Consider the following 22,667-nt stretch of genomic DNA (forward strand, 5'->3'; position numbering starts at 1 on the left):
CGCCCGCGCGTAGCGTCGAGAACGCACCACCGAAGGAGAACCCGATGAACGCCGCCGCGCTGCGCACCACGGTTCTCGTGGTGCTCGCCGCGGTGTTCCTCGTCGCCGGCACCCCGGTCGGGCCCGCACTTTCCTCCGCCGCATTCACCGCGAAGACCTCGAACGGCGCCAGCACGGTGGGCGCGGCCGCCGATTGGACCCCACCGACCGTGGCCGTCCAGCCGCCCGCCGGCGCTCTCCGCGACACGGCGACGATCACGGCCATCGCGTCGGACGCCGCGTCGGGCATCCGGAACGTCGTCATCTCGGTGCAGGCGGCCGGTGCCGCCACCTGGACGACTCTGTGCACGGCGACCGCGAGCCCGTACAGCTGCACGTGGAACACCCGCGCCGTCGTCGACGGCAGCTACGACGTGCGCGCTGTCGCGACCGACAACGCCGGCTACCCCGCCACGTCGGCGACCGTGCGCGTGACGGTGGCCAACACCGTCGTGGTCGAGCTCGCCGACCCGGGCGACACGATCCGTGGCACCGTCTCGCTCGCGACGAGCCTCCAGAACGCGGGGACCGCGACCCATGCCGTCGTCGTCGAATACGCCGCCGCCGGTTCCGGCGTCTGGAAGACCGCGTGCTCGACGTCGGCCGCGCCCTACACCTGCTCGTGGAACACCGGCACCGTGAAGGACGACTTCTACGACCTGCGCGCGACCGCGACCGCGAACGGCGTCACGGCGGTCTCAGCGCTCGTCACCGAGGTGCTCCTCGACAACGGCGCTCCGACGGCGACCATGACCGACCCGGGTTCGCCGCTGCGCGGCACCGTGACCCTGGCGGCGACCGCGGGCGACGCCGCGTCCGGCGTCGCCCGCGTGGTCATCCAGTTCTCGGCGAACGGCGGCTCGACCTGGCAGGACGCGTGCACCGTCACCGCTCCCCCGTACTCCTGCCGTTTCTCGACGGCCGCGCTCGCGGGCGGCGGCTACCACTTCCGGGCGGTCGCGACGGATGCCGCCGGCAACAGCGGGATCTCGGCCGGCGTCGGTCCGCGCACCATCGACAACACCGTCGCGTCAGTCGCGATGGAGGACCCGGGCGCATTCCTCGTCGGCACGGCGACGCTCACCGCGACGGCCAACTCCACGGCGGGCGTCGCCGGCGTGGCGATCCAGGTCGCGCCGAACGGCACGACGAGCTGGACCACCGTCTGCACGCCGGCGGCCTCGCCCTTCGGTTGCGCATGGAACACCAAGTCGGTCGCGGACGGGCTGTACGACTTCCGCGCCGTCCTCACCGACTCGGCCGGCAAGCAGACGATCTCGGCGACGGTGACTGCTCGGCGCATCGACAACCGCGCGGTGCGCGGTGTCGATGTGCAGACCGCGAACGGCGGCGCGATCGCCGGCCGCCTGGACGCCGGCGACACGATGACCTTCACCTACAGCACCCAGATGAGCACCGCCTCGCTCAGCGCCGGCTGGAGCGGCTCGAGCATGCCGGTCACGCTGCGCCTGCGCGACGGCAACACGGCCGGCCTCGGTCTCGGCAACGCGGGCGACACGGTCGACATCCTGATCCCGGGCACCACCACGCCCGTGAATCTGGGCTCGGTGAACCTCAAGGGCGACTATCTCAAGAACAACAAGACGTCGACCTTCACCGCGACGATGAGCGCCACCACGGCCACCGTCAACGGCCTCCCGGTCACCGTGGTGCAGATCACCGTCGGCACGCTGATCTCGGGCGGTGCGCTGCGCACGGCGGCCACCATCTCGGCGGCGGCCATGATCTGGACGCCCTCGAGTGCGGCCACCGATCTCGGTGGCACCGCCTCTTCGAATGCCCCCGTCACCGAGGCGGGGGCCCTGGACAGGGAGTACTGAGTGAACCCGAATCACGACGACACCCCCGCGCGGCCTGACCCGGCCGACGATGAGAGCGTCGATAGCATCGACGTCGTGGGACAGCGCATTCTGGTCGTGGAGGACGACGACGGCATCGCGGTCCCGCTCGTGCGCACCCTCAGCCGTGAGGGGTACGAGGTCGAGCGCGTCGCGGAGGGGGCGACCGCCGTCTCCCGCGCGCTGGGCGACGGCTTCTCGCTGGTGGTGCTCGATCTGGGCCTTCCCGACATCGACGGCCTGGACGTGTGCCGCCAGCTCCGTGACGAGGGATTCGCGGGCGGCATCATCATCCTCACCGCGCGCGACGGCGAGCTGGACCGCGTGGTCGGCCTGGACGTCGGGGCCGACGACTACATCGCCAAGCCGTTCGCGCTGGCCGAGCTGCTCGCCCGCCTGCGCGCCCTGCTGCGGCGGAGCGCTGCGCCGCTCACACCCGCGGCGCCGGCGACAGCCGAGAGTGGAGCATCCACGGGCGCGCTCGCGGTCGACGCCGACGCACGCCGGGTGTTCTCCGGCGACCGCGAAGTGGCACTGAGCACCAAGGAGTTCGATCTGCTCGAGCTGCTCGACCGCAATCGCGGTGCCGTGGTGACCCGCGAGCGGCTCATGGACGAGGTGTGGGACGAGAACTGGTTCGGCTCCACCAAGACCCTCGACGTGACGATCGCCCGCCTGCGCCAGAAACTGGAGGATGCGGGCGCCGAGGCTCACATCACGACCATCCGCGGCGTCGGATTCCGGCTGGACGACGGGGCGGCGGATGCGTGAACGCCTCGTTCTGGCGTTCGTCGCCCTCGCCGTCGGCATCATCGCGCTGTACGGGATCCCCCGGGCGTACATCGTCGCCGATCTGATCCAGACGAGCGAGGAGCGCCGCGTCGTGCGCCTCGCGGACTTCCTGGCGGTGCTCATGGCGGAGCGCGAGGCGGAGGGCGCGGTGACCGAGGAGTTCCTCGAGCCGCTCCTCACGACCGGAGAGCGCATCGCCTACGTCGGCGCAGACGGCGAGCGGGTGCTGGCTGGAGCCGAGGCCCAGGCCGACGACATCACCGCCACCGCCGATGTCGAAGGCGGCGGGACGGTCGAATTCGGCCGGTCGAGTGACGTCATCTCCGCCCGCGTGCAGGAAGCCGTGATGCCGGTCGTCGTGCTCGGGGTCGGCCTCATGATCGTGTCGGCGGTCGCCGGGGTGCTGCTCGCGCGGCGGCTGTCGAAGCCGTTCACGCAGCTTGCGACAAGGGCGGCGGACCTCGGCGACGGCTCGCTGGAGCTCGAGCCCGCAGACCTGCGCATCCCCGAAGCCCGTGCGATCGATCAGGCGCTGCGGGCCAGCGCGACGACTCTCGAGCAGCGCATCCGCCGCGAGCACGAGTTCGCGGCGAACGCCTCGCATCAGCTGCGCACGCCCATCACGGCGCTGCGCCTCGAACTCGAGGACCTCTCCCTGTGGCCGGAGACGCCACCGACCGTCCGCGAACAGCTCGAGCACGCGCTCCGCGAGATCGACCGGCTGTCGGACGCGATCTCCGAACTCCTGCAGCTCGCCCGGGGCGGCACGCCGGGATCCGACGCGTGGCAGCCGCTCGCTCCGATGCTCGACCAGGCGGGGAATCGCTGGCGGCCGGACTCCGTCGCCCGCAAGCGCGCCATACGGGTCGACGCGTCGCAGGTCGGATCGGTGAACGCGCCGGCGCCCACGTCCCAGATCCTGGACGTGCTCGTGCACAACGCGCTGCAGCACGGCCGTGGCGACGTCACGGTCACCGCCGCCCGGGCGAACGGCTACGTCACCGTGAGCGTGGCCGACGAGGGTCCCCGGCCCAGGGGCAATGCCATCTTCCAGCGCACGCCGGGCAGGAGCACCGGCGGGGGCGAGGGAATCGGGCTCGCACTGTCCGCGGAGCTCGCCGAAGCGCTCGGCGGGCATCTGCTGCTCGACTCGTCTCCCACGACGCGCTTCTCCCTCATCCTCCCGCCGCAGCCCGCCGTGAGCGCCTGAGCGAACAGCCTCGGGAGCCGCCGGCGCGCCGGCATCGTCCCACGACCGGCTTCTGCCGGATGGTGCGGCTGCGCGCTGCCGAAGCCTCAATTTGCACGTTTAGGACGAAAGTGCAAAACTGCATGATGTGACAGATAGTGCAGATGGGCTGCGTGAGCGTCGGCGCGCCGAGACCACGCGTGCGCTCATCCGCGCCGCCCGGCGCTTCACGGCCGCGCATGGCCTCGCCGGCTTCACCGTCGAGGACCTATGCGCCGAGGCGGAGGTGTCGCGCCGCACGTTCTTCAACTACTTCGCCTCGAAGGACGACGCGGTGCTCGGCGTCCCGCTCGAGAGATCGGATGCCGCGGCCATCGCCCGTTTCGTCGCCGGCGGCTGCGACGGACCGGGTCTCTCACCCGACCTGCTGACAGAACTGGCCCGGCTCGCCGAGGAACGCTGGCGCGCCCTCGACATCGCCCCCGACACGGTGCAGGATCTCTTCCGCGCCGTGGAGAAGGAGCCGCGCCTGCTCGCACGCATGCTCGAACTCGGCGCCGAGGGCGAGCAGTTCGACGCCCGGCTGATCGAGCAGCGCGAGAGCCTGCCCTCCGGGGATCTGCGGGCGCAGGTCGCCTCCCAGGTCGTCGGCGCGCTCGTGCGATCCGCCGCCGGAGAGTTCCTCAAGCCCGGCAACGACGACACCTTCATCGAGATCTTCGAGCGACGCATCGGCGCGGCGCGCGACCTCTTCGCCAGCCAGAACGCATTGATGGGAACCTCCGAATGACCACCGCCACCGTCCCGACCGTCAGACCCGACGGCGACGCGCCCTTCCTGCTCACGCAGCGGCGAATCTGGATCATCTTCTCCGCCCTGATCGCGGGCATGCTGCTGTCGAGCCTCGACCAGACGATCGTCTCCACCGCGATGCCGACGATCGTCGGCGAGCTGGGCGGGGTCTCGCACCAGGTGTGGATCACAACCGCGTACATCCTCGCCACCACCATCGTCATGCCGATCTACGGCAAGTTCGGCGACGTGCTCGGCCGACGCCGGCTGTTCATGGTGGCCATCGCGATCTTCACGCTCGCCTCGGTGGGCTGCGCCTTCGCGACCGACTTCTGGATGTTCGTCATCTTCCGCGCCATCCAGGGCGTCGGCGGCGGCGGCCTCATGATCCTGTCGCAGGCGATCATCGCCGACATCGTGCCCGCCGACCAGCGCGGGAAGTACCTCGGTCCCATCGGCGGCATCTTCGGCCTCGCCGCCGTCGCCGGCCCTCTTCTCGGCGGCTTCTTCGTCGACCACCTCACGTGGCAGTGGGCGTTCTACATCAACATCCCGATCGGGATCGCGGCGTTCTTCGTGGCGGTGTTCGCACTGAAGCTGCCCAACAAGAAGGCCGAGAAGCCCATCGACTGGCTGGGCGTGCTGTTCCTGTCGGCGGCGACGACCTGTCTCATCTTCTTCACGGACTTCGGCGGCTCCGCCGACTTCGGCTGGGACTCGACGGCGACGTGGGCGTGGGGCGCCGGTCTCGTCGCCTCCGCGGGACTGTTCATCTTCACCGAGTCGCGCGCGGCCGACCCCATCATGCCGCTGTCGATGTTCCGCAACCCGATCTTCGTCAACGCCACCGCGATCGGCATGGCGATCGGCATCGGGATGTTCGCCGCGCTCGGCTTCGTGCCGACGTTCCTTCAGATGTCGTCGGGCACCTCGGCTGCAGCATCCGGTCTCCTCATGCTGCCGATGATGGTCGGCGTCATGGGCACCTCGATCGCCTCGGGCCTGCTGATCACGAAGACGGGCAAGTACAAGATCTTCCCCATCGTGGGCACGATCATCGTCGGTGCCGCCATGGTCATGATGACGACGCTCACCGCCGCGACGCCGATCTGGCTCATCTGCACCTACCTGTTCCTGTTCGGCGTCGGTCTCGGCTGCATCATGCAGGTCGTCGTACTCGTGGTGCAGAACGCCGTGCCCGCGTCGGACCTCGGCACCGCCACCTCGACGAACAATTACTTCCGCGAGGTCGGCGCCGCGCTCGGCATCGCCGTGTTCGGCACGCTGTTCACGACGCGTCTCACCGACAACCTGACCAAGGTGTTCACGGATGCCGGAGCCAGCCCCGAGCAGGCCGGCGAGGCGACGTCGACCATCGATCCGTCGGTGCTGAGCACGCTCCCCGACAGTGTCCGGACCGGAGTCGTCGACGCCTACGCCGACGCTCTGGCGCCGGTGTTCTGGTACCTCGTGCCGTTCATCGCCGTCGCGCTGATCCTCGCACTGTTCCTCAAGGAGATCCCGCTGTCGGATGTCGCCGGGCTGGTCGCCCGCGGCGAGGCCATCGGCGGCGAGGAGGCCGAGCGCCTCGAAGCAGAGCAGCGCGGTGCGGTCGAGCAAGGTGACGCGACGACGTCGACACACGGGGCTCGCCCGTCCCGTCGGCGGGACCGCGCCGGCCGATAGCGGGGTGCGCTGGGCTCAGGCGCCGAAGCGGCGCTGCATCTCGGCATAGCCGAGCGCGCCGTCGAGGAAGCCGAGCGTGCCGGACTCCTTCAGTTCCCGTCCGGCGCGCTCGACGAGACTGAGCGCGGCACGGGCCAGGCCGCCGCCCACGCTCACCCGCGACACGCCGAGCCCGAACAGGGTGTGTGCCGGGATGACGTTCGCGGCGAGCCCGGCGACGATGTTGAGGGGTGCGGGGATGGCGTCCGCGAGGCGCCGGATGGTCTCCTCGTCGTTCACTCCCGGGACGAAGATGCAGTCGGCGCCGGCACTGACGTAGCGGCGGGCGCGTTCGACGGTCTCCTCGAACGGGTCGCCGGCGACACCGCCGAAGTAGGTGTCGGTGCGGGCGTTCAGCACGAAGGTGCCGGTCGGCGCCGCGGCCCGCGCCGCGATCAGCCGTTCCACCGCCTCCTCGATGCCGAAGAGCCGGCCGTCCTGGGCGTCCTCGATGTTCGCCCCCGCGATGCCCATCCCCGCCGCCCGCGCCACGGTGCGGCCGACCTCGGCCGGCGAGTCGCCGTAGCCCGCCTCGAGATCGGCACTGACCGGCACGCCCACCGCCGCCACGATCTCGGCCACGCGCTCGAACATGGTGTCGGGATCCAGCGCATTCCCGTCGGGGACACCGCACGCCCAGGCGATCCCCGCACTCGTGGTCGCGATGGCCGGGAACCCCACCTGCTCGAGGATGCGGGCGGACCCCGCGTCCCACGCGTTGGGGATGATGAATCCGGGGCCGGCGTGCAGGACGAGCAGCGCCCTCGCCCGGCTCGTGAACCTGAGATCGTCGGCCATGGCATCTCCTGTCCTCGGGTCTGCGCCGCAGACGGCGGCAGCCAGTACGGTGTACGCACCGTATCAGCGGGTACCGCGCGGCGCCGCGGGCCGGGCTCAGTGCGTCGCCACGTGCTCCACCGTCTCGCCCGGCGAGTAGATGTCGAGGATGTTCCAGTGGCCGGTCGTGGGCGTCGGCACGTTCACCATCGACACGTCGATCACCACCGGGCGCCCGAGCGCGATCGCACGCTCGAGGGCGGGCTTGAACTCCGCCGCTGACTCGACCTTGATGCCGGTCACCCCGTACGCCTCCGCGATCGCCGCGAAATCGGTGTACATCGGGTCGTCGGCGCTGCCGAACACCGTGCCGTAGGTCGTATCGAAGGCGGCCTTCTCGAGGCCGGCGATCGTGCCGAACGCGTTGTTGTTCATCACCACCCAGACCACGGGAACGTCCTGCTCGCGGGCCGTCGCGAGCACCGCCGGATTCTGGCCGAAGCCGCCGTCGCCCACGAGCGAGACCACCACGCGGTCCGGGCAGGCGATCTTGGCACCGACCGCGGCCGGCCCGCCGAAGCCCATGGTGGCGAACCCGCCGGGGGTGAGGAAGCTGCCGGGCGTGAGGATGTCGAACTGCTGCCCCACGCCGTTCTTGTTCCAGCCGACGTCCGTGGTGATGATCGCGTCCGCCGGCAGCACCTCCCTCGTCTCCGACAGGATCCGCTCGGGACGCATCGGCCACGCATCGGATGCCTGCGCCGGCGCGTTCTGGAGCTTCAGGGTCGCGCGGTTCGCCGCGATCTGCGAGAGCAGCTCGGTGCGCCGCACGCCGTCGGGAGCCAGGCGGCGGGCCACGCGCAGCAGCACGGCGAGCGCGGACTTCAGGTCGGCCAGCGCGCCGATCTCGAGCGGGTAGTTGCGGCCGAGCTCGGCGGGGTCGACGTCGATCTGCATGAGCTTCGTGCCCGGGATGTCGAACGTGTACTCGGCGTACCAGGAGCTCGAATCCGCCTCTGCGAACCGCGTTCCGAGCGCGAGGATCCAGTCCGCTGTCCGAGTGGTCTCATTCGTGAACGCCGTCCCCCAGAACCCCGTCATCCCGAGCACCAGCGGGCTGTCGTCCGGCACTGCGCCCTTGCCCATCAGGCTGTGCGCGACGGGGAGCGAGAGCAGCTCGGCGAACTCGGCGAGCTCAGAGGCGGCTCCGGCGGCGACGATGCCGCCGCCGACGTACAGCACCGGCCGTTCGGCATACAGCAGGTTCTGCACGATGCGTTCGGCGATCGCCTCGTCGAGGCCCGGCTTCACGAGGGCTCGGGTGTTGCCGATCACCCGGTCGAAGAGGGCGACGTCGATCTCGGCCGAGAAGACGTCCATCGGGACGTCGACGAGGACGGGACCGGGACGCCCGCTCTCCGCCAGCGTGAAGGCCTTGTCGAGCACTTCGGCGATCAGGTGCGGCTGATCGACGCGCCACGCGCGCTTGACGAAGGGCCGGTAGATCTCGTACTGCGCCGCATCGGCGTGGAGGTTGATCTCCTGGTGCGGGTGCTTGCCGAAGTAGTGCGTCGGGATGTCGCCGGCGATGACGACCATCGGGATCGAGTCGAGGGCAGCGTTCGCGACACCGGTCGTGGCATTGGTCAGACCGGGGCCGAGGTGCGTGAGGACGACTCCCGTCCGCCGCGCGGCCCGCGCGTAGCCGTCCGCCGCATGCGCGGCGATCTGCTCGTGCCGCACGTTCACGAAGGAGATCCGTTCGCTCTTCTCGAGCGCCGCGAGCAGCGCGATGTTCGTGTGGCCGCAGAGGCCGAAGACATGCTCGACCTCACGTGCTTCCAGGTAGCGAACGATCTGGTTCGAGACCAGGTCCCTCATGAGGTGCTCCTTCTTTCGTCGCCGGCGACCGGGACTGATCGGCGCGCCGGCCCCGTGTAGGTGTATCCGATGGATTTGGGCATCGGTCCCTTGATCCGGCCGCCCTGCGTCATCTGCTCGGCGGCGTGCGCGAGTATCCCCACCGACCGCGCGAGGATGAACACCCCGCGGCCGAGCTCCGGGGTGAACCCCAGCTCGCAGTAGATGACGGCTGTCACGCCATCGACGTTCATGGGGATCCGCTGGGGGCGCCCGGCGCTGATGGCGTCCTCGACGGCACGGCCGATCGCCGCGAAGCGACCGTCGACGGTGCCCCCGGCGGCCGCTGCGTCGACGAGCGACAGCAGACGCGGCGTGCGCGGGTCGAGCGGATGGAACCGATGACCGAAGCCCGGGATGTAGGCGACCCCGGCGTCGCGCTGACGCTGCAGCACGACGCGCGTCGCCTCCCCGAGGTCGCCCGTCCGCCGGAGTTCCTCGTCGATCGCGAGATACACCTCCATGCACTGCTGGCCAGGACCGCCGTGCACGTCGCCCAGCACGTTGATCGCGGAGGCCATCGCCCCGTTGATGGGCACGCCGCAGGTCGTCGCCATGCGGGCGATCGCGATCGACGGCGCCTGGGGACCGTGGTCGACGGAGGCGACGAGCGCCGCCTCGAACAGAGCCGCCTCCTCGGGCGAGGGAAGCTCGCCGCGCAGCATGAGCCAGATGGTGTCGACGAAGCCGACCCTGCCGAGGAGCTCCTCGATCGGATAGCCGCGCAGCGCGATCTCGCCGGGATGCACGTCGATGATGTCGGTCCGCCACCACTGCCGCGCCTCGTGGACGATGTCCTCAGCGGACTCCTCGCTCATCGTCTCCTGCTCTCTGTCATGGCCGTCGTGGTCATCGAGCAGCCGCGGTCGCGTCCGCCGACTCCAGCGCGGCGTCGTAGAAGTCTCCGAACAGCTCCTCGTCGGAGGGCCGGTCCTCCGCGATCGTGCGCGAGACCCACGTCGTGTTCAGGTAGTGGCGCAGCGAGACGTTCTCGGACGTGATGTTGCCGCCCCACGTGCCGCACCCCATCGACGAGGTCATCGGCATCCCGTTGGTGAACGATCCGGCGTTCGCCTTCGAGTTCGGCTGACGCACCATGATCCGCGAGACCGGCATGTGCCGTGCGAAGTAGTCGATGTGCGCGTCGTCGGCCGATGCGATACCGCAGGAGTGGCCCTTGCCGCCGATGTCGTACAGCCGCTTGGCGAGCTCGACACCGTCTTCGAAGCCGCCCTCGTAGGCGTGGACCGCCATCAGGGTGGTGAGCTTCTCTTTGCAGAACTGCCGGTCCTCGGCGATGCCGTCGCCCTCGACCACGATGAACCGGATCTCCGGCGGGATGTCGAAGCCCGCGGCTCGCGCGAGCTTCTGCGGCGAGATGGCGACGGTGTCGGGCAGCCGATGCCCCTCGTCGTCCCACATCACCGCCTGCAGGGCGGCGCGCTCCTCCGGGCTCGCGAGATGACCGCCTTCGGCCTGGAGCGCCTCGAGCATCTCGCGATATCGGGAGGCGGGCACGAGCACGTTGCCGTCGGCCGAGCAGCCCGATCCGAAGTCGGATGTCTTCGACAGCATGCAGTTGCGCGCGGTCTCGCGGAGGTCCGCGGTCTCGTCGACGAACTCCGTCGCGTTGCCGGCGCCGACGCCGTATGCGGGTGTCCCCGAGCTGTACGCCGCGCGCACCAGCCCTTGGCCGCCGGTGGCGATGACGAGGTCGGCGCGCCGCATGATCTCCTGCGACGCGGCGAGGCTCGGAAGCGTGATGCACTGCAGGATGTCGGCAGGAGCCCCCTCCGCCTCGAGCGCCTCGCGCATGAGCCGGACGGTCTCGAAGGTCGTGTGCTTCGAACGCGGGTGCGGCGAGAACACCACGACATCGCGCGCCTTGATCGCATAGATGGCGTTGCCGGCGGGCGTGAGGTCGGGGTTCGTCGTCGGGACGACGCAGCCGATCACACCGACGGGCTTGCCGTACTTGACGAGGCCCTTCTCGACATCCTCTTCGATGATCCCGACGGACGGGCTGCGCAGCGCGTCGCGGAGGACGCCGCGGATCTTCATCCGCTTGTTCATGCGGCTGTCGAAGTCGCCGAGGCCGGACTCCTCGATGCCCATCTCGACCAGGCGATGGAACGACGAGCGATTGGCCACCGCCCACGCGACCGCGCGGATCAGCCGGTCGACACGGGCCTGGTCGTAGGTCTCGATGATGGCGAGGGCCGCCTGCGCGCGGGCGAAGACCTCGTCGAGCTCCTGCTGCTGCTCGGGCGACAGGGATTTCAATGCTGAAGCAGCCATGACAACTCCGTCCATGGGCGTGGGTGCCGATCGCCGCATGCTATGCAGACGCCGCCGTCGACGACAAAGCGTGTCCCACTGGGCAGAAAGGTCGGGATCCGCGCTGCTCGACGTCCCTGAGCGGCACGGTGCTGTACCACTCGATGGGCCGCGAGGTTGCCGCCTCCTCGGGCCGGGGTTAGCGTCCGAGCGCCGGCCGGTATGGCCGATCCCCCAGGTCGGAGCCGGACGGCATTCCCCACAGCGGCGTCGGGGAGGCGCGAGCCCATCCGCCGCCGGATCGAAGACGATCAAGGAGCAAGGGATGCGCAAACGACTGACCACGAGGTTGGGCACTGCGGGAATCGGGGCGCTGGTGGCGGTGCTCGCCATCACAGCCTCACCCGCGTACGGACTGACCACACCCGCTGAGCCCGTCCCGCCCGCAGGGCTGACGGGCCTCGAACCGACCGGCGCCGACATGCCGACGGTCGGGGGCAATCTCGGCAACCAGCACTATTCGGGTCTGACGGAGATCACCCAGCAGAACCTGAAGGATCTCGCACCGGCCTGGCGGACGCACCTTTCGGCTGTCGCGCCCGCGTCGACCAACCTCGGACAGCAGACCACGCCGATCGTCGTCGACGGCGTCATCTACGTCGATACGCCGAGCGGTGGCGTCATCGCCGTCGACGGCGTGACGGGAGACGCCATCTGGAAGTGGGACAAGCCCGCCTACGGAACGTCGACCACACGCCGGGGCGTCTCGGCGGGTGACGGGAAGATCTTCACCCTGGCCGGCGGCAACCGTGTGGTCGCCCTCGACCAGGCAACGGGCGCCGAGGTATGGGCGGTCCAGCCGACCGGGGCGAACGGCGAAGACCTCGGCCGCGTCGGCAAGGTCGCGACCGTGTACTACGACGGAGTCGTCTACGCCCACGCTGCGGACGGCGACCGCGGTGCGGTCGTCGCGCTGGACGCGAGCGACGGCCACTACCTCTGGCACTTCTTCGGCGGGCCGAAGCGCGGCGAGCTGTTCACCGGCCTGGACGGCGTGACGTTCGACGCCTCGGCGACGTGGGGCCCCGTGCAAGCCGACGGCACCGACTGCGCGGAAGAGGGCGGTGCGACCTCGTGGATGCACGGCGCCGTCGACACCGAGCTCGGCTCCTACATCATGACCTTCGGCAACGCGCGCAGCTGCACGTCGTCACAGAACGCTTCGGGGCGTCCCGGCGACAACCTGTTCTCCGACACGATGGTCGCCGTCGACGCCAGGACCGGCACCTTCAAGTGGCACTACCAGTCCATCCACCACGATGTGTGGGACATGGACAATGTGCACCCGCCGACACTGGCCGACATCACGGTGGACGGCGAGGAGCGCAAGGTCGCCTTCTACGGCAGCAAGTCGGGCCACCAGTTCGTGATCGACCGCACCAACGGCAAGCCCGTGCTCCCCGTGACCGAGCAGCCCGTGATCACGGACTCCCGCCAGCACAATACGGCGACCCAGCCCATGCCACAGACGCGGCTCCTGCCGGACTGCGTCGTGTGGGAGAAGCTCGGCGGCGACATCCCGGGCAACCCCTGGCGCGGCGTGCCGAACTACAACGGGTACCAGGCGGATGCCGAGGGCGACCTCGTGTTCAACCCGGACAGCTACGTCTCGGTGGACGAGCCGTTCCTCACCTACCCGGCGGGCTCGTCGGGCCACCGCGAGGGCTGCCTGTACGACCCGCAGTTCGAGGCGCCGATCCTGTCGACGACGAGCCAGAACGGCGGCGGCGACTGGTCGAACAACTCGTACAGCCAGAGCACGAACCTGGTCTACTTCCCCTACGGCACGAACCCGGTCGCGCACTACGACGGCGCAGCCGCGAACGGCCTGCGCGCGATCGGTCAGTACCAGACGGGCGGCATCCTGGCCTATGACGCGTCGACCGGCGAGGTCGCGTGGCGCAATCACCTCGGCACCGACATGTCACACGGTCAGGGCCCCCTGACCACGGCATCCGATCTGCTCTTCGTCGGTCAGATAGACGGTCGGGTGCTCGCGATGGACGCGGCCACGGGTGACGTGCTGTGGGAGTTCCAGACGGGCTCCGGCATCTCGGGGGCTCCGGTCACATACGAGGTCGACGGTGAGCAGTACGTCGCGGTGATCGCGGCGGGATCGACGAACCCGTACGGCGCGTCCGTGACCCAGGGCGACTCGTTGTGGTCGTTCAAGCTCGGCGGAGACTACAAGACCGAGTCGGGCAGCCAGGAGGGGCCGGACACCGCGCCGCTGACGATCCGTCGCCCCGTCGGCGGCACCGCGGTCGAGGGCTCCACGGTGGGCAACACCGTGCTCCTCGCACGGTCGAACCGCACGGCCGACGACGCCGCCTCCCGCGACAGCGTGTCGCAGAACGGCATGCAGCCCACGCACCTGCGGGTTCCCGTGGGCACGACCGTCACGTTCCGCAATCCGGGCGCCGAGACGTTCCCGAACTTCCCCAACCTGAAGGCCCACTGCGCCACGCAGTTCTTCGAGGGTGAGTTCAACGTCAAGCTGCAGCCGGGAGAGACGTACCAGCACACGTTCACACGTGCCGGCGAGTACTTCTTCAATGACTGCACCGACCCGCGGCCCACGGGAAAGATCGAGGTCTACCTGGCTCCGCAGGACCAGCCCGGTGCCCTGAGCTTCACCCCGGGGACGCTGCGGTTCGGTTCGGGCACGGGACTGTTCACCGGCGTGAACGGCAACGTCTCGGCGCACTTCGAGCTGCCGGCCGGGTACACCTATGACAGCGACGCCGTCCTGGTGACGCCCCTCACCAAGTCGCTCATCGACGCGTCGAAGGTCACGGCCAACAAGAACCGGATCATCGTCCAGTTCGACGCGGCCGAGGTCGACAACAACGTGCCGACGGGTGAGACGACCCTCACGGTGAGGGTCAATGTCCTCAACGCGGCGGGGGTCCAGGAGCAGCTCTCCTCGACGGCGACGGTGACCGTCGTCAAGTAGCCGTTCCCACGGAACACCGATCCGCCTCCGTCGCCTGCGACGGGGGCGGATCGGCGCGTGCGGCCGGTGTCCCATTCGGCGAAACTCGACTTTGCAGGCACCCGCTCGCAGACCAGAGTCGCAGAGGCGGCGATGCGCGTGCGCACGCGGCCCGGCATCAACAGAGAGGTTGGCAATGCACCCTGACACCGTGGCGGTGACGCCATGACCGACAAGGACCCCGGGCCCGAACCGGAGGAGGGTCGCGGCACCGAGTCCGAGGCGGCGGCGGACGCCGCCCACGAGCCGGGTGTGGGGGACTCGATCTACCCGCACACCAACACCTTCTACACGACGCCGAAGCTCAACCAGGGAGTGCCTGCCGACCCGGTGTTCATCCGGATCCTCTCCGGCATCGAGATCACGATCGGCGTCGCGCTGTTCGCTTGCATCATCTTCGGCGTCATGTACCAGGTGCTCGGCCGGTACTTCCCCACCATCAGCTGGGTGGGAGCCGGAGAACTGGCCCTGCTGTCGATGATCGCGCTGACGTTCATCACGACCGGATACCTCGTCGGACGCAACGGCCACATCGTGCTGGAGATGTTCGACGAGATGCTCGCGGGGACCCGGCTCTTCGTGGCCCTGCGCGTCGTCTCCGCGGTCATCATGGTCGCCACGAGCCTCGCCCTCGCCTACGAGGCGTGGGTGAAGATCGAGACCGAATGGGGCCGGCTCAGCGCCGCCATGCACGTGCCGGTCGGCGTCCTGTACATCTTCGCGCTCGTCGGCTTCGTGTCGGCCGCGATCCACTCGTCGTTCAAGATCCCCTACGCGAACCGCCCCGAGCGCAAGCTCGACATCGGCGAGATGGAGGGCTGAGCGTGGACCTCTGGCTCTACATCCTGCTGTTCGTCGTCTTCCTGCTGCTGCGGGTGCCCGTCGCCTTCGCGATGATCGCGTCGAGCATGCTCTACTTCTACAGCCACAACCTGTCGGCGGGGTACGCGATCTCGTCGATCGTCAACGGCATCAACAGCTTCCCGCTGCTCGCCGTGCCGCTGTTCATCTTCGTCGGCACGATCGCCAACAACCTCGGCATCGCCACGCGCCTCTACGACCTGGCGCGGGCGCTCCTGCCGCGACTCCCCGGCAACCTCGCCTACGTCAACCTCGGCACCGCGATCGGCTTCTCGTGGATCAGCGGCTCGGCCCTGGCCGACGCCGCCTCGACGAGCAAGGTGCAGATCCCCCAGATGCTCAAGGCCGGCTACCCCTACGGCTTCTCCGCCGGCCTGACGGCGTCGGGCTCGCTGATGAGCACGGTCATGCCGCCGAGCATCCCTGCCGTGCTCTTCGCCGCGACGGCTTCGATCTCGACGGGTGCGCTGTTCGCGGGATCGATCATCCCGGCGATGCTCATGGCGGTCGGCCTCGCGCTGTACATCTTCTTCTGGGTGCGCCGGCACCCCGACGTGGCGGTCAGCCGGCCGTTCAACGGCGGGATGCTCGGCAAGGCGGCCGTGCGCGTCATCGGTCCCGCGCTGCTGCCCGTGATCATCCTCGGCGGCATCTTCAGCGGTCTCTTCACGGCGACCGAGAGCGCGGGCATCGCCGCCGTCTACATGCTGATCCTCGGTGCGATCTACCGCACGCTGACCTGGCGGGTGTTCTGGAAGTCGGCGAAGGAGACGGTCGTCATCGCCGGCGGCATCCTCCTGATCCTCGGGGCCTCGAACCTCATGGGCCAGGTGCTCGCCCGCGAGCAGGTGTCGCGGGCGCTCGGTGAGTGGCTCACGGGATTCACCGACAACCCGATCGTCTTCCTGCTGATGCTGAACGTGCTGTTGATCCTGCTCGGCATCCCGCTCGAGGCGCCGCCGGTCATCCTGGTGCTCGTGCCGATCCTGATGCCGATCGTGGCGCAGTTCGGGATCGATCCGGTGCAGCTCGGCGTCCTGATGATCCTGAACCTGATGATCGGGTCGCTGACCCCACCGGTCGGCGCGGTGCTGTTCGTCGTCGGTTCGATCACGCGGAGGCCCATGGGCGAGCTGTTCCGCGGCATCCTGCCGTTCCTGATCCCACTGGGAACGGTCCTGCTGCTGCTGACACTGTTCCCCGTCATCGTCACGTTCCTGCCGACGCTGATCGGTCTGTAGAAGCCCCCCGGCTCCGATGTCCCTGCGCCGGCGGCGCGGGGACATCGGGGGAACGGCACGGATCTGAAAGGAGTCATCCATGACGAGAAAGCTCTTCGTGCTCAACGGCCCGAACCTGAACATGCTCGGTGTGCGGGAGCCGGAGCTCTACGGGACGGCGAGCCTGGACGACGTGCGCGCCGACTGCGAGCGGGTCGCGGGCGAACTCGGATTCGAGCTCTTCTTCGCGCAGTCCAACGCCGAGCACGAGCTCGTCGAGTGGGTGCACGACGCCTTCCGCCAGGACGCGACGGTCGTGATCAACCCCGCAGGGTTCAGCTTCGGCTCGGTGCCGCTGCTGGACGCACTGCACATGCTGTCGACCCCTGTGGTCGAGGTGCACATCACGAACATCCACGCCCGTGATGCCCTCCATCGGGACTCGATCATCTCGACGGTCGCGCGCACCGTGATCGCGGGAGCGGGCGTCTATGGCTACGAACTGGCCATCCGCGCCGCCGACCGGCTGACCGCCTGACCGCCTCACCGCCTGACCGTCCGGGGCCGTCGCTCGCGCCGAGCCTGCTCCGCCGGGCCGCGAACCTGTCAGGCGCCGGCGATCCGGTCGGCGGCCGCGATGCCGAACACGAGCGCCTTGGTGAGCGCCGTCCCCGTCATGTACGACGCGCCGTGAAACCCGCCGACGACCTCGCCGGCGGCGGAGAGGCCGTCGATCCGGCTGCCGTCGACCCGTGTCGCCGACGTATCGGGTGCGACGCTCAGGCCCCCGTAGGTCGAGGTCATGGCGGTCACTGCGGGATAGGCGTAGAACGGCCCGCGCTCGATGGGCGCAAGCGCGCCGACGCCGTTGACGAGGCCGGTCCGGCCGAAGGGGTCGGCCGCGCGGCCGGCCACGCTGTCGTTGTAGTGCTCCACCGTGCGTTCGAGCGCACCGGGAGGCGTGCCGACCCGGAGCCCGAGTTCGGACAGGGTCGGCGCGCTCGGCAGGTGGCCGAGCTGCTCGATGCGCTCCATGTCCGACAGCGGCACGCCCGGCCTCGAACGCGCACGCACGCCGGAGTCGAAGATCTGGAAGGCCATCCGGCCGGGCTGGCTCAGCACCGCAGTGCCGAGCACCTTGTACGACTCTGACTCGTCGGTGAACCGCTCGCCGCGGACGTTCACGAGGATCGCGCCGAGGTAGTTGGCGGTCAGCAGCTCGTGCTCGTCGTCCGTCGTGTCGGCGTGCTGGCCGTAGGTGCCCGCGACGTGCCCGATGTCGGCCAGCCCCGCGCCCAGCATCCATGCCATGCGGAGCCCGTCGCCGGTGTTGCCGACGCCGCCGTACGGCATCGCTGCGGCCTGGTCCGGCACGAACAGGTCCAGCAGCTCGCGGGAGCGCGAGAATCCGCCGGTGGTCAGCACGACGCCCGCGTCGGCGGCGAAGACGGCATCTCCCGAGCGGATGCCGGCGACCCGTCGCCCGTCCGTGACCAGTTCGTCGGCGGGGTGATCCAGGAGGACGACGGCGCCCGCGGCGAGCGCCTCGCGCTCGAGGTGCGCGAGCAGACGCCGGATACGGATCAGGTGGGCGCGCGCGATCGTCATGCCGGCGCTGACCTTGAGCTCATCCGTCCAGGCGTCCGCGCGGTCGATCGCCGCGACCGCGTGGGCCTGACCGGCGACGAGGGCCTCCAGCAGCGACGGGTCGGCGAAGCCGCCGCCGGTCGCGGCCATGTCCGAGAGGAAGATGTCGTCGGCGTCCTCGACGCCCGCCCGGCGCTGGACGGCGGTGCCCGACAGCGCGAACCAGCCGCCGCTCATGGCCGAGCTGCCGCCGAGCCGGTCGCGCTTCTCGACGAGGGCGACGCTCAGCCCGCTCGCGGCCAGGCGCTCTGTGGCCGCCAGCCCCGCGAGTCCCCCTCCGACGACGATCGCGTCGAAGCTTCGGGCGTCAGGCGCCGTCATCGAGCCCTCCCGGGGCCGGGAGGTCCGGTGATCCTCCGTCATCGGCTGGCGGACCGTCCCGGAAGCGCCGGACGTCCACCGTCCGGCCGGTGCGAGCGGCGAGCGCGGCCGCCTCGACGAGCGCGAGCGTGCGTGACGCGTCGTCCGCCGACACCAGGGGCTCCGTCGTCCCCCGCGCGACCTCGAGGAAATGATCGAGCTGGGCGGGGAAGGACCCTCGCGGCGCGACGGGGAGGTACGTCCGCGAGAGCGGGGAGTGCCAGTCCGCCGGCACCGACGGGTCGTACGCGTACTTGGCGAGATTCGGCACCGACAGCGCGGCACGTGTGCCGACGATCCGGTAGGCGACCTCGTCGGGGAGGAACGGGAAGGCGGGCGTCTCCTCGGTCGCCTGATCCCAGCCCCAGGGCGAGACTCCCGCGTCGGAGGCGAGCAGAGTCCCCAGGGCGCCGCTCTCGAATCTGAGGCTCAGCGAGATGGTGTCCTCGACCTCGAGCCCGCGGGCGTGCGAACTCTGCATGGCCTGGACCTCGGCGACCTCCCCGCACAGGTGACGGAGCAGATCCAGGTCGTGTACCGCGTTGATCAGGGTGACGCCTGCCCCGGGCTCACTGTGCCAGGGCGTGCCGGTGAAGTACTCGGGCTCCTTGCGGGCCGACCAGAGGGCGCTGACGGCGACGATCTGCCCGAGGTCGCCGTCGCCGACCGCGGCGCGCGCCCGTGCGACCGCCGGATGGTGGCGCCGGTGGTGCCCGACGAGCAGGCGCCCGTTCAGCCGTTCGACGGCATCGACGAGCCGGCGAGACTGCGCGTACGAGACGGCGGCCGGCTTCTCCAGGAGCACCGCCACCCCGGCTTCGAGGCATTCGACGGCGGTCTCCACATGCAGGGCGTTCGGATTGGCGATGATCACCGCATCGAGTTGCTCGGCATCCAGCATCCGGGCCGTCGACGGATACGTCGGGCACTCGGCGTCCGTGAGGGTCACGGCGGGGTCGGCGATCGCCGCCAGCGCGGCGCCGGCGGCCGCGCGGACGAACCCGATGTGCTGGCGCCCCATGAAACCCGCACCGACCACGCCGATGCGCACCGGTGGGCGTGCGGATACGGTCACGGCGCCTCCCTGCATCATTGTCGCGGGCGAGAGTCTGCCCGAGCGTATGGCACGATGGGGCGACGCGCCCCGATCGTTCCATTCAGCGGTGAGGCCTCCCGCTGAGCGCCCCCGACCTCATGTTCCATTCGACGGGACATCGCTTTGCCGACGGATCGAAGTCGGTAAGAGTCAGCACTGCCACACGGCCGCACCGTGACAGCGTGGTCGACGTGGATCTCGCCCCGCGCGAGGAACGTCGACGGCACGTCACGCACCGGCGACCGATTGACACGTCAGAACCCGCACGACGACGTGCGCACATCAGAGGAGAGTCCCATGAGCACAGCCCGCTCGAAGCGACGCGGCCTATTGGCCGCGTCGGCGCTCGCAGCAACCGCTCTCGTCGCCGCCGGCTGCGCCGGCGGAGGCACCCCCGAGGGCACGAACACCGAATCCGCGGCGGCGAACGAACCCGTCACGCTCACCGTCGCGACCAGCCAGAACGAAGAGACGCCGAACTACTACTGCGGCGTCGAGCTGCTCAAGGACCGGCTCGAGGAGGCCGACATCGGCTTCACCGTGGAGCTCTACCCGGCCAGCCAGCTCGGCCCCGACGCCGACCGGTTCCCGCTCGTGCAGGCGGGCGACATCGACATCGATCTGCAGGGCGCCTCGGCGCTGAGCTCGACGTTCGAGCCGATCGGCGTCGTCGATGCGACCTACGCGTTCGACGATGTCGACCACGCGTTCCAATGGATCGACGAAGGCTCGGAAGACCTGTTCACCTCCTTCCACGAGGCGACCGGCGTCAACATCGTCGACGGCTGGTTCTTCGGCTCCCGCACCTTCACCACGAAGGACGTCGAGGTGACCAGCCCCGACGACCTCGAGGGCGTGCCGATCCGGTTCCCGAACTCGCCTCAGTTCCTGGCCAACGCCGAGGCGCTCGGCGTGACCAGCCCGGTCTCCGTCGCGGTGGAGGAGGTCTACTCCGCGCTCCAGCAGGGGATCGCCGTCGGTCAGGAGAACCCCATCGTGGCGACGCACTCCTCCAGCTACGACGAGGTGCTCAACACCGTCATCCTCAACAACCACAACGTCGGCATCCACTGGATCCTGGTGAGCGACAAGACGTACGAGAAGATGAGCGACGAGCAGGCCGCGCTCCTCGAGGAGACGATCCACGAGATCCGCCCCGAGAACGCCCAGTGCGTCGACGAGGCGACCGAGGAGATCCTGGACGACTACCGCGCCGACGAGGCATTCACGGTGATCGAGACGGAGGACATCGACATGGATGCCTTCATCAGCAAGTCGGAGGACTTCTTCAAGGGGTACTTCACCGGCGAGAGCCTGGAGGCCTACGAGGCCATCCGCGAGATGGCAGGCTGACCGCAGCCGGAGCGGAAGGGGTGGGTGCGCATGCGCACCCACCCCTTCTTCTCGTGCGGGGACTCCGGAGGATCAGCCTGCGCGATCTGCGGCCAGCCGGCGGCTGAGAGTCACCGCCGCTGCCCGCACCGCCGGTGCGACACGGTCGGGAAAGAGCGCGTCGACGGGACCGGTCACCGCGATCGCAGCGCTCGGCGCTTCGCCCGGAACGAGGAGGGCACCGGCGGCGGCCGCCACGCCGATCGTGCACTCCTCGTGCTCGGTCGCGACCCCGCGCCGGCGGACGTCGGCGAGTTCGCGCAGGAGCGCCGCCGGCTCGTCGATGGTGTGCGGGGTCTGCTTCGTCAACCCTCCGGACGCGATCCGCGTCACCGTCTCGGGCGGCGAGAACGCCAGGATCGATTTGCCGAGTGCGCTCGCGTGGGCGGGATGCCGCCCGCCGACCCGCGTCGCCGGCTCCAGGGTCGACGGGACGCGCAGGACCGCGACGACGACGACGTCGGCGCCGTCGAGTACCGCCAGCTGGACGGTCTGCGCGGTGACATCTCGCAGCTCCCTCATCACGGGGAGTGCGAGCCTGCGCAGCATCCGCGGCTGCGGGACGGTCTGCCCGAGCTCGAAGAGCCGGACGCCGAGGTACAGCAGCTCACCGTCTCGGTCGAGGAATCGCTGGGCGACGAGGTCGGCGGCGATCCGCGACACCGTGGATTTGGGGAGATTGGCGCGCCGCGCCAACTCCGAGACGCCCAGCCCCTCGTCGTCCTCGCCGAAGGCGTCGAAGACGGCGGTCACGCGGTCGAGGACGCTGACCGAATCGGTCCAGCTCGCGGTGCGCATCGGTCCCTACGCCGCTGCGGCGAGGCGCCGGCTCACGGTGGTGCCCGCGGCGCGCACCAGCGGCGCGGCCCGCTCCGGGTCCATGGCGCCGCTGGGCCCCGCGATCGAGATGGCGCCGAGCACCACGCGGGCGCTGGAGAGCACGGGGCTCGCGACCGCGAGGATGCCGGGGTACGACGCCTCCACGTCCATGGCCACGACCGCGTCACGCACGTGGGCGAGCTCCTCGCGAAAGTGGTCGGCATCGTCGTCGACGAGTGGCGCACTGATCCGGTCCACGACGGCCAGGTCGGCGCAGAACGCGAGGTAGGCCTTGCCGCTCGCGGTCGTCAGAGCCGGCGACCGCATCCCCGCGCGGGTCGGGAGCATCGGCAGGCGGCCGGCAACGGCGGCGATCGACACCATGTCCGTGCCCTGCTGCACCCACAGTCCCACGCGCTCGCCCGTGACGTCGCGCAGATTGCGCAGGACGGGGGCGGCGGCCGCGACCAGTCGTCGGGGCAGGCTCGCCCGCGCCCCCAGTTCGAACAGGCGCAGCCCGAGCGCCACGCCCTCCTCGGTGCGCTCGAGGTAGCGCTGGCCGGTGAGCTCGGTGACCAGACGCGAGACGGTCGACTTGGGCAGCCCTGTGCGCGCGGCGATGTCGGTGATGGTAATGGAGCCGTCCGACTCCTTGACGGCATCCAGGATCGCGAAGATGCGATCGAGCACAGAGACGGGTGCGCGCGTGTCGGGGGGAGTCGTGTTCCATTCGGCGAGACTCGTCATCGAGTGTCCTCTCCCAGCGGGTTGAATCGTCGTCGATCGCCCTTCGGTTGTCGAACGTACTAGTTAGTACAGATCCATGCAACGCTAAAGACAAGAATCA

At 69.8% G+C, this 22,667-nt stretch carries 18 protein-coding genes; 10 read left to right on the top strand and 8 right to left on the bottom strand.

Translation table 11 applies throughout. The features are described from left to right. Positions 1 to 44: 44 nt before the first annotated feature. From VIP82_RS12820 to VIP82_RS12840, 5 genes are all read left to right on the top strand, one after another. Positions 45 to 1,880 carry an Ig-like domain-containing protein gene (locus VIP82_RS12820; protein ID WP_331909158.1) on the top strand — a complete coding sequence of 612 codons (1,836 nt, stop codon included), beginning with the start codon at positions 45 to 47 and terminating at the stop codon, positions 1,878 to 1,880. A gap of 75 nt (positions 1,881 to 1,955) precedes the next feature. After that, positions 1,956 to 2,669, top strand: a complete 714-nt coding sequence (locus VIP82_RS12825) for a response regulator transcription factor (protein WP_331909160.1) — start codon at positions 1,956 to 1,958, stop codon at positions 2,667 to 2,669. Then, positions 2,662 to 3,900, top strand: coding sequence for a sensor histidine kinase (locus tag VIP82_RS12830; RefSeq protein WP_331909162.1), 1,239 nt, complete (start codon positions 2,662 to 2,664; stop codon positions 3,898 to 3,900). The genes VIP82_RS12825 and VIP82_RS12830 overlap by 8 nt, the downstream gene beginning before the upstream one ends. A gap of 127 nt (positions 3,901 to 4,027) precedes the next feature. Next, positions 4,028 to 4,669 (top strand): TetR/AcrR family transcriptional regulator, encoded by a 642-nt coding sequence (locus tag VIP82_RS12835; protein WP_331909164.1) that lies wholly within the window; start codon positions 4,028 to 4,030, stop codon positions 4,667 to 4,669. After that, positions 4,666 to 6,357, top strand: coding sequence for an MDR family MFS transporter (locus VIP82_RS12840; RefSeq protein WP_331909166.1), 1,692 nt, complete (start codon positions 4,666 to 4,668; stop codon positions 6,355 to 6,357). Before VIP82_RS12835 ends, VIP82_RS12840 begins: the two co-directional genes overlap by 4 nt. A 15-nt stretch (positions 6,358 to 6,372) precedes the next feature. Here VIP82_RS12840 and VIP82_RS12845 read toward each other — a convergent pair whose 3' ends face one another. The 4 genes from VIP82_RS12845 to VIP82_RS12860 all read right to left on the bottom strand — a co-directional run bounded on the left by VIP82_RS12845 (position 6,373) and on the right by VIP82_RS12860 (position 11,391). Then, a complete protein-coding gene (locus VIP82_RS12845; RefSeq protein WP_331909168.1) occupies positions 6,373 to 7,194 on the bottom strand; it encodes an isocitrate lyase/PEP mutase family protein in 822 nt (273 codons plus the stop codon). Positions 7,195 to 7,290: 96 nt separating this feature from the next. After that, on the bottom strand, positions 7,291 to 9,054 hold the full coding sequence (locus VIP82_RS12850) for a thiamine pyrophosphate-binding protein (RefSeq protein ID WP_331909170.1): 1,764 nt from the start codon (positions 9,052 to 9,054) through the stop codon (positions 7,291 to 7,293). Beyond that, complete coding sequence (locus VIP82_RS12855; protein ID WP_331909172.1) at positions 9,051 to 9,911, bottom strand: citryl-CoA lyase; 861 nt, start codon at positions 9,909 to 9,911, stop codon at positions 9,051 to 9,053. The genes VIP82_RS12850 and VIP82_RS12855 overlap by 4 nt, the downstream gene beginning before the upstream one ends. A gap of 31 nt (positions 9,912 to 9,942) precedes the next feature. Next, complete coding sequence (locus VIP82_RS12860) at positions 9,943 to 11,391, bottom strand: aldehyde dehydrogenase family protein (RefSeq protein WP_331909174.1); 1,449 nt, start codon at positions 11,389 to 11,391, stop codon at positions 9,943 to 9,945. A gap of 304 nt (positions 11,392 to 11,695) precedes the next feature. Between VIP82_RS12860 and VIP82_RS12865 the strand changes: the two genes are divergently transcribed. The 4 genes from VIP82_RS12865 to VIP82_RS12880 all read left to right on the top strand — a co-directional run bounded on the left by VIP82_RS12865 (position 11,696) and on the right by VIP82_RS12880 (position 17,044). Continuing rightward, entirely contained in the window at positions 11,696 to 14,386 is a 2,691-nt protein-coding gene (locus VIP82_RS12865; protein WP_331909176.1) for a BamB-related PQQ repeat family beta-propellar protein, read from the top strand. Between the two features lie 204 nt (positions 14,387 to 14,590). Next, positions 14,591 to 15,247 carry a TRAP transporter small permease gene (locus VIP82_RS12870; protein WP_331909178.1) on the top strand — a complete coding sequence of 219 codons (657 nt, stop codon included), beginning with the start codon at positions 14,591 to 14,593 and terminating at the stop codon, positions 15,245 to 15,247. A 2-nt stretch (positions 15,248 to 15,249) separates the two neighbouring features. Then, positions 15,250 to 16,527: a TRAP transporter large permease gene (locus tag VIP82_RS12875; protein WP_331909180.1), complete on the top strand. Its 1,278-nt coding sequence runs from the start codon at positions 15,250 to 15,252 to the stop codon at positions 16,525 to 16,527. A 79-nt stretch (positions 16,528 to 16,606) separates the two neighbouring features. Next, on the top strand, positions 16,607 to 17,044 hold the full coding sequence (locus VIP82_RS12880) for a type II 3-dehydroquinate dehydratase (protein WP_331909182.1): 438 nt from the start codon (positions 16,607 to 16,609) through the stop codon (positions 17,042 to 17,044). 68 nt (positions 17,045 to 17,112) lie between these two features. Here the strand turns inward: VIP82_RS12880 and VIP82_RS12885 are convergent, their stop codons facing one another. Together VIP82_RS12885 and VIP82_RS12890 are read right to left on the bottom strand one after the other, a co-directional pair. After that, on the bottom strand, positions 17,113 to 18,474 hold the full coding sequence (locus VIP82_RS12885) for an FAD-dependent oxidoreductase (protein ID WP_331909184.1): 1,362 nt from the start codon (positions 18,472 to 18,474) through the stop codon (positions 17,113 to 17,115). Beyond that, positions 18,461 to 19,588 carry a Gfo/Idh/MocA family protein gene (locus VIP82_RS12890; protein WP_331909186.1) on the bottom strand — a complete coding sequence of 376 codons (1,128 nt, stop codon included), beginning with the start codon at positions 19,586 to 19,588 and terminating at the stop codon, positions 18,461 to 18,463. The genes VIP82_RS12885 and VIP82_RS12890 overlap by 14 nt, the downstream gene beginning before the upstream one ends. Before the next feature lie 318 nt (positions 19,589 to 19,906). Between VIP82_RS12890 and dctP the strand changes: the two genes are divergently transcribed. After that, on the top strand, positions 19,907 to 20,962 hold the full coding sequence (gene dctP, locus VIP82_RS12895; protein WP_331909188.1) for a TRAP transporter substrate-binding protein DctP: 1,056 nt from the start codon (positions 19,907 to 19,909) through the stop codon (positions 20,960 to 20,962). A 72-nt stretch (positions 20,963 to 21,034) separates the two neighbouring features. Here the strand turns inward: dctP and VIP82_RS12900 are convergent, their stop codons facing one another. Then, positions 21,035 to 21,799, bottom strand: a complete 765-nt coding sequence (locus tag VIP82_RS12900; RefSeq protein ID WP_331909189.1) for an IclR family transcriptional regulator — start codon at positions 21,797 to 21,799, stop codon at positions 21,035 to 21,037. 6 nt (positions 21,800 to 21,805) lie between these two features. After that, positions 21,806 to 22,567 carry an IclR family transcriptional regulator gene (locus VIP82_RS12905; protein WP_331909191.1) on the bottom strand — a complete coding sequence of 254 codons (762 nt, stop codon included), beginning with the start codon at positions 22,565 to 22,567 and terminating at the stop codon, positions 21,806 to 21,808. Positions 22,568 to 22,667 lie beyond the last annotated feature (100 nt).

Origin of the sequence: Microbacterium sp. (assembly GCF_036566905.1) — a bacterium.
GTDB lineage: Bacteria > Actinomycetota > Actinomycetes > Actinomycetales > Microbacteriaceae > Microbacterium.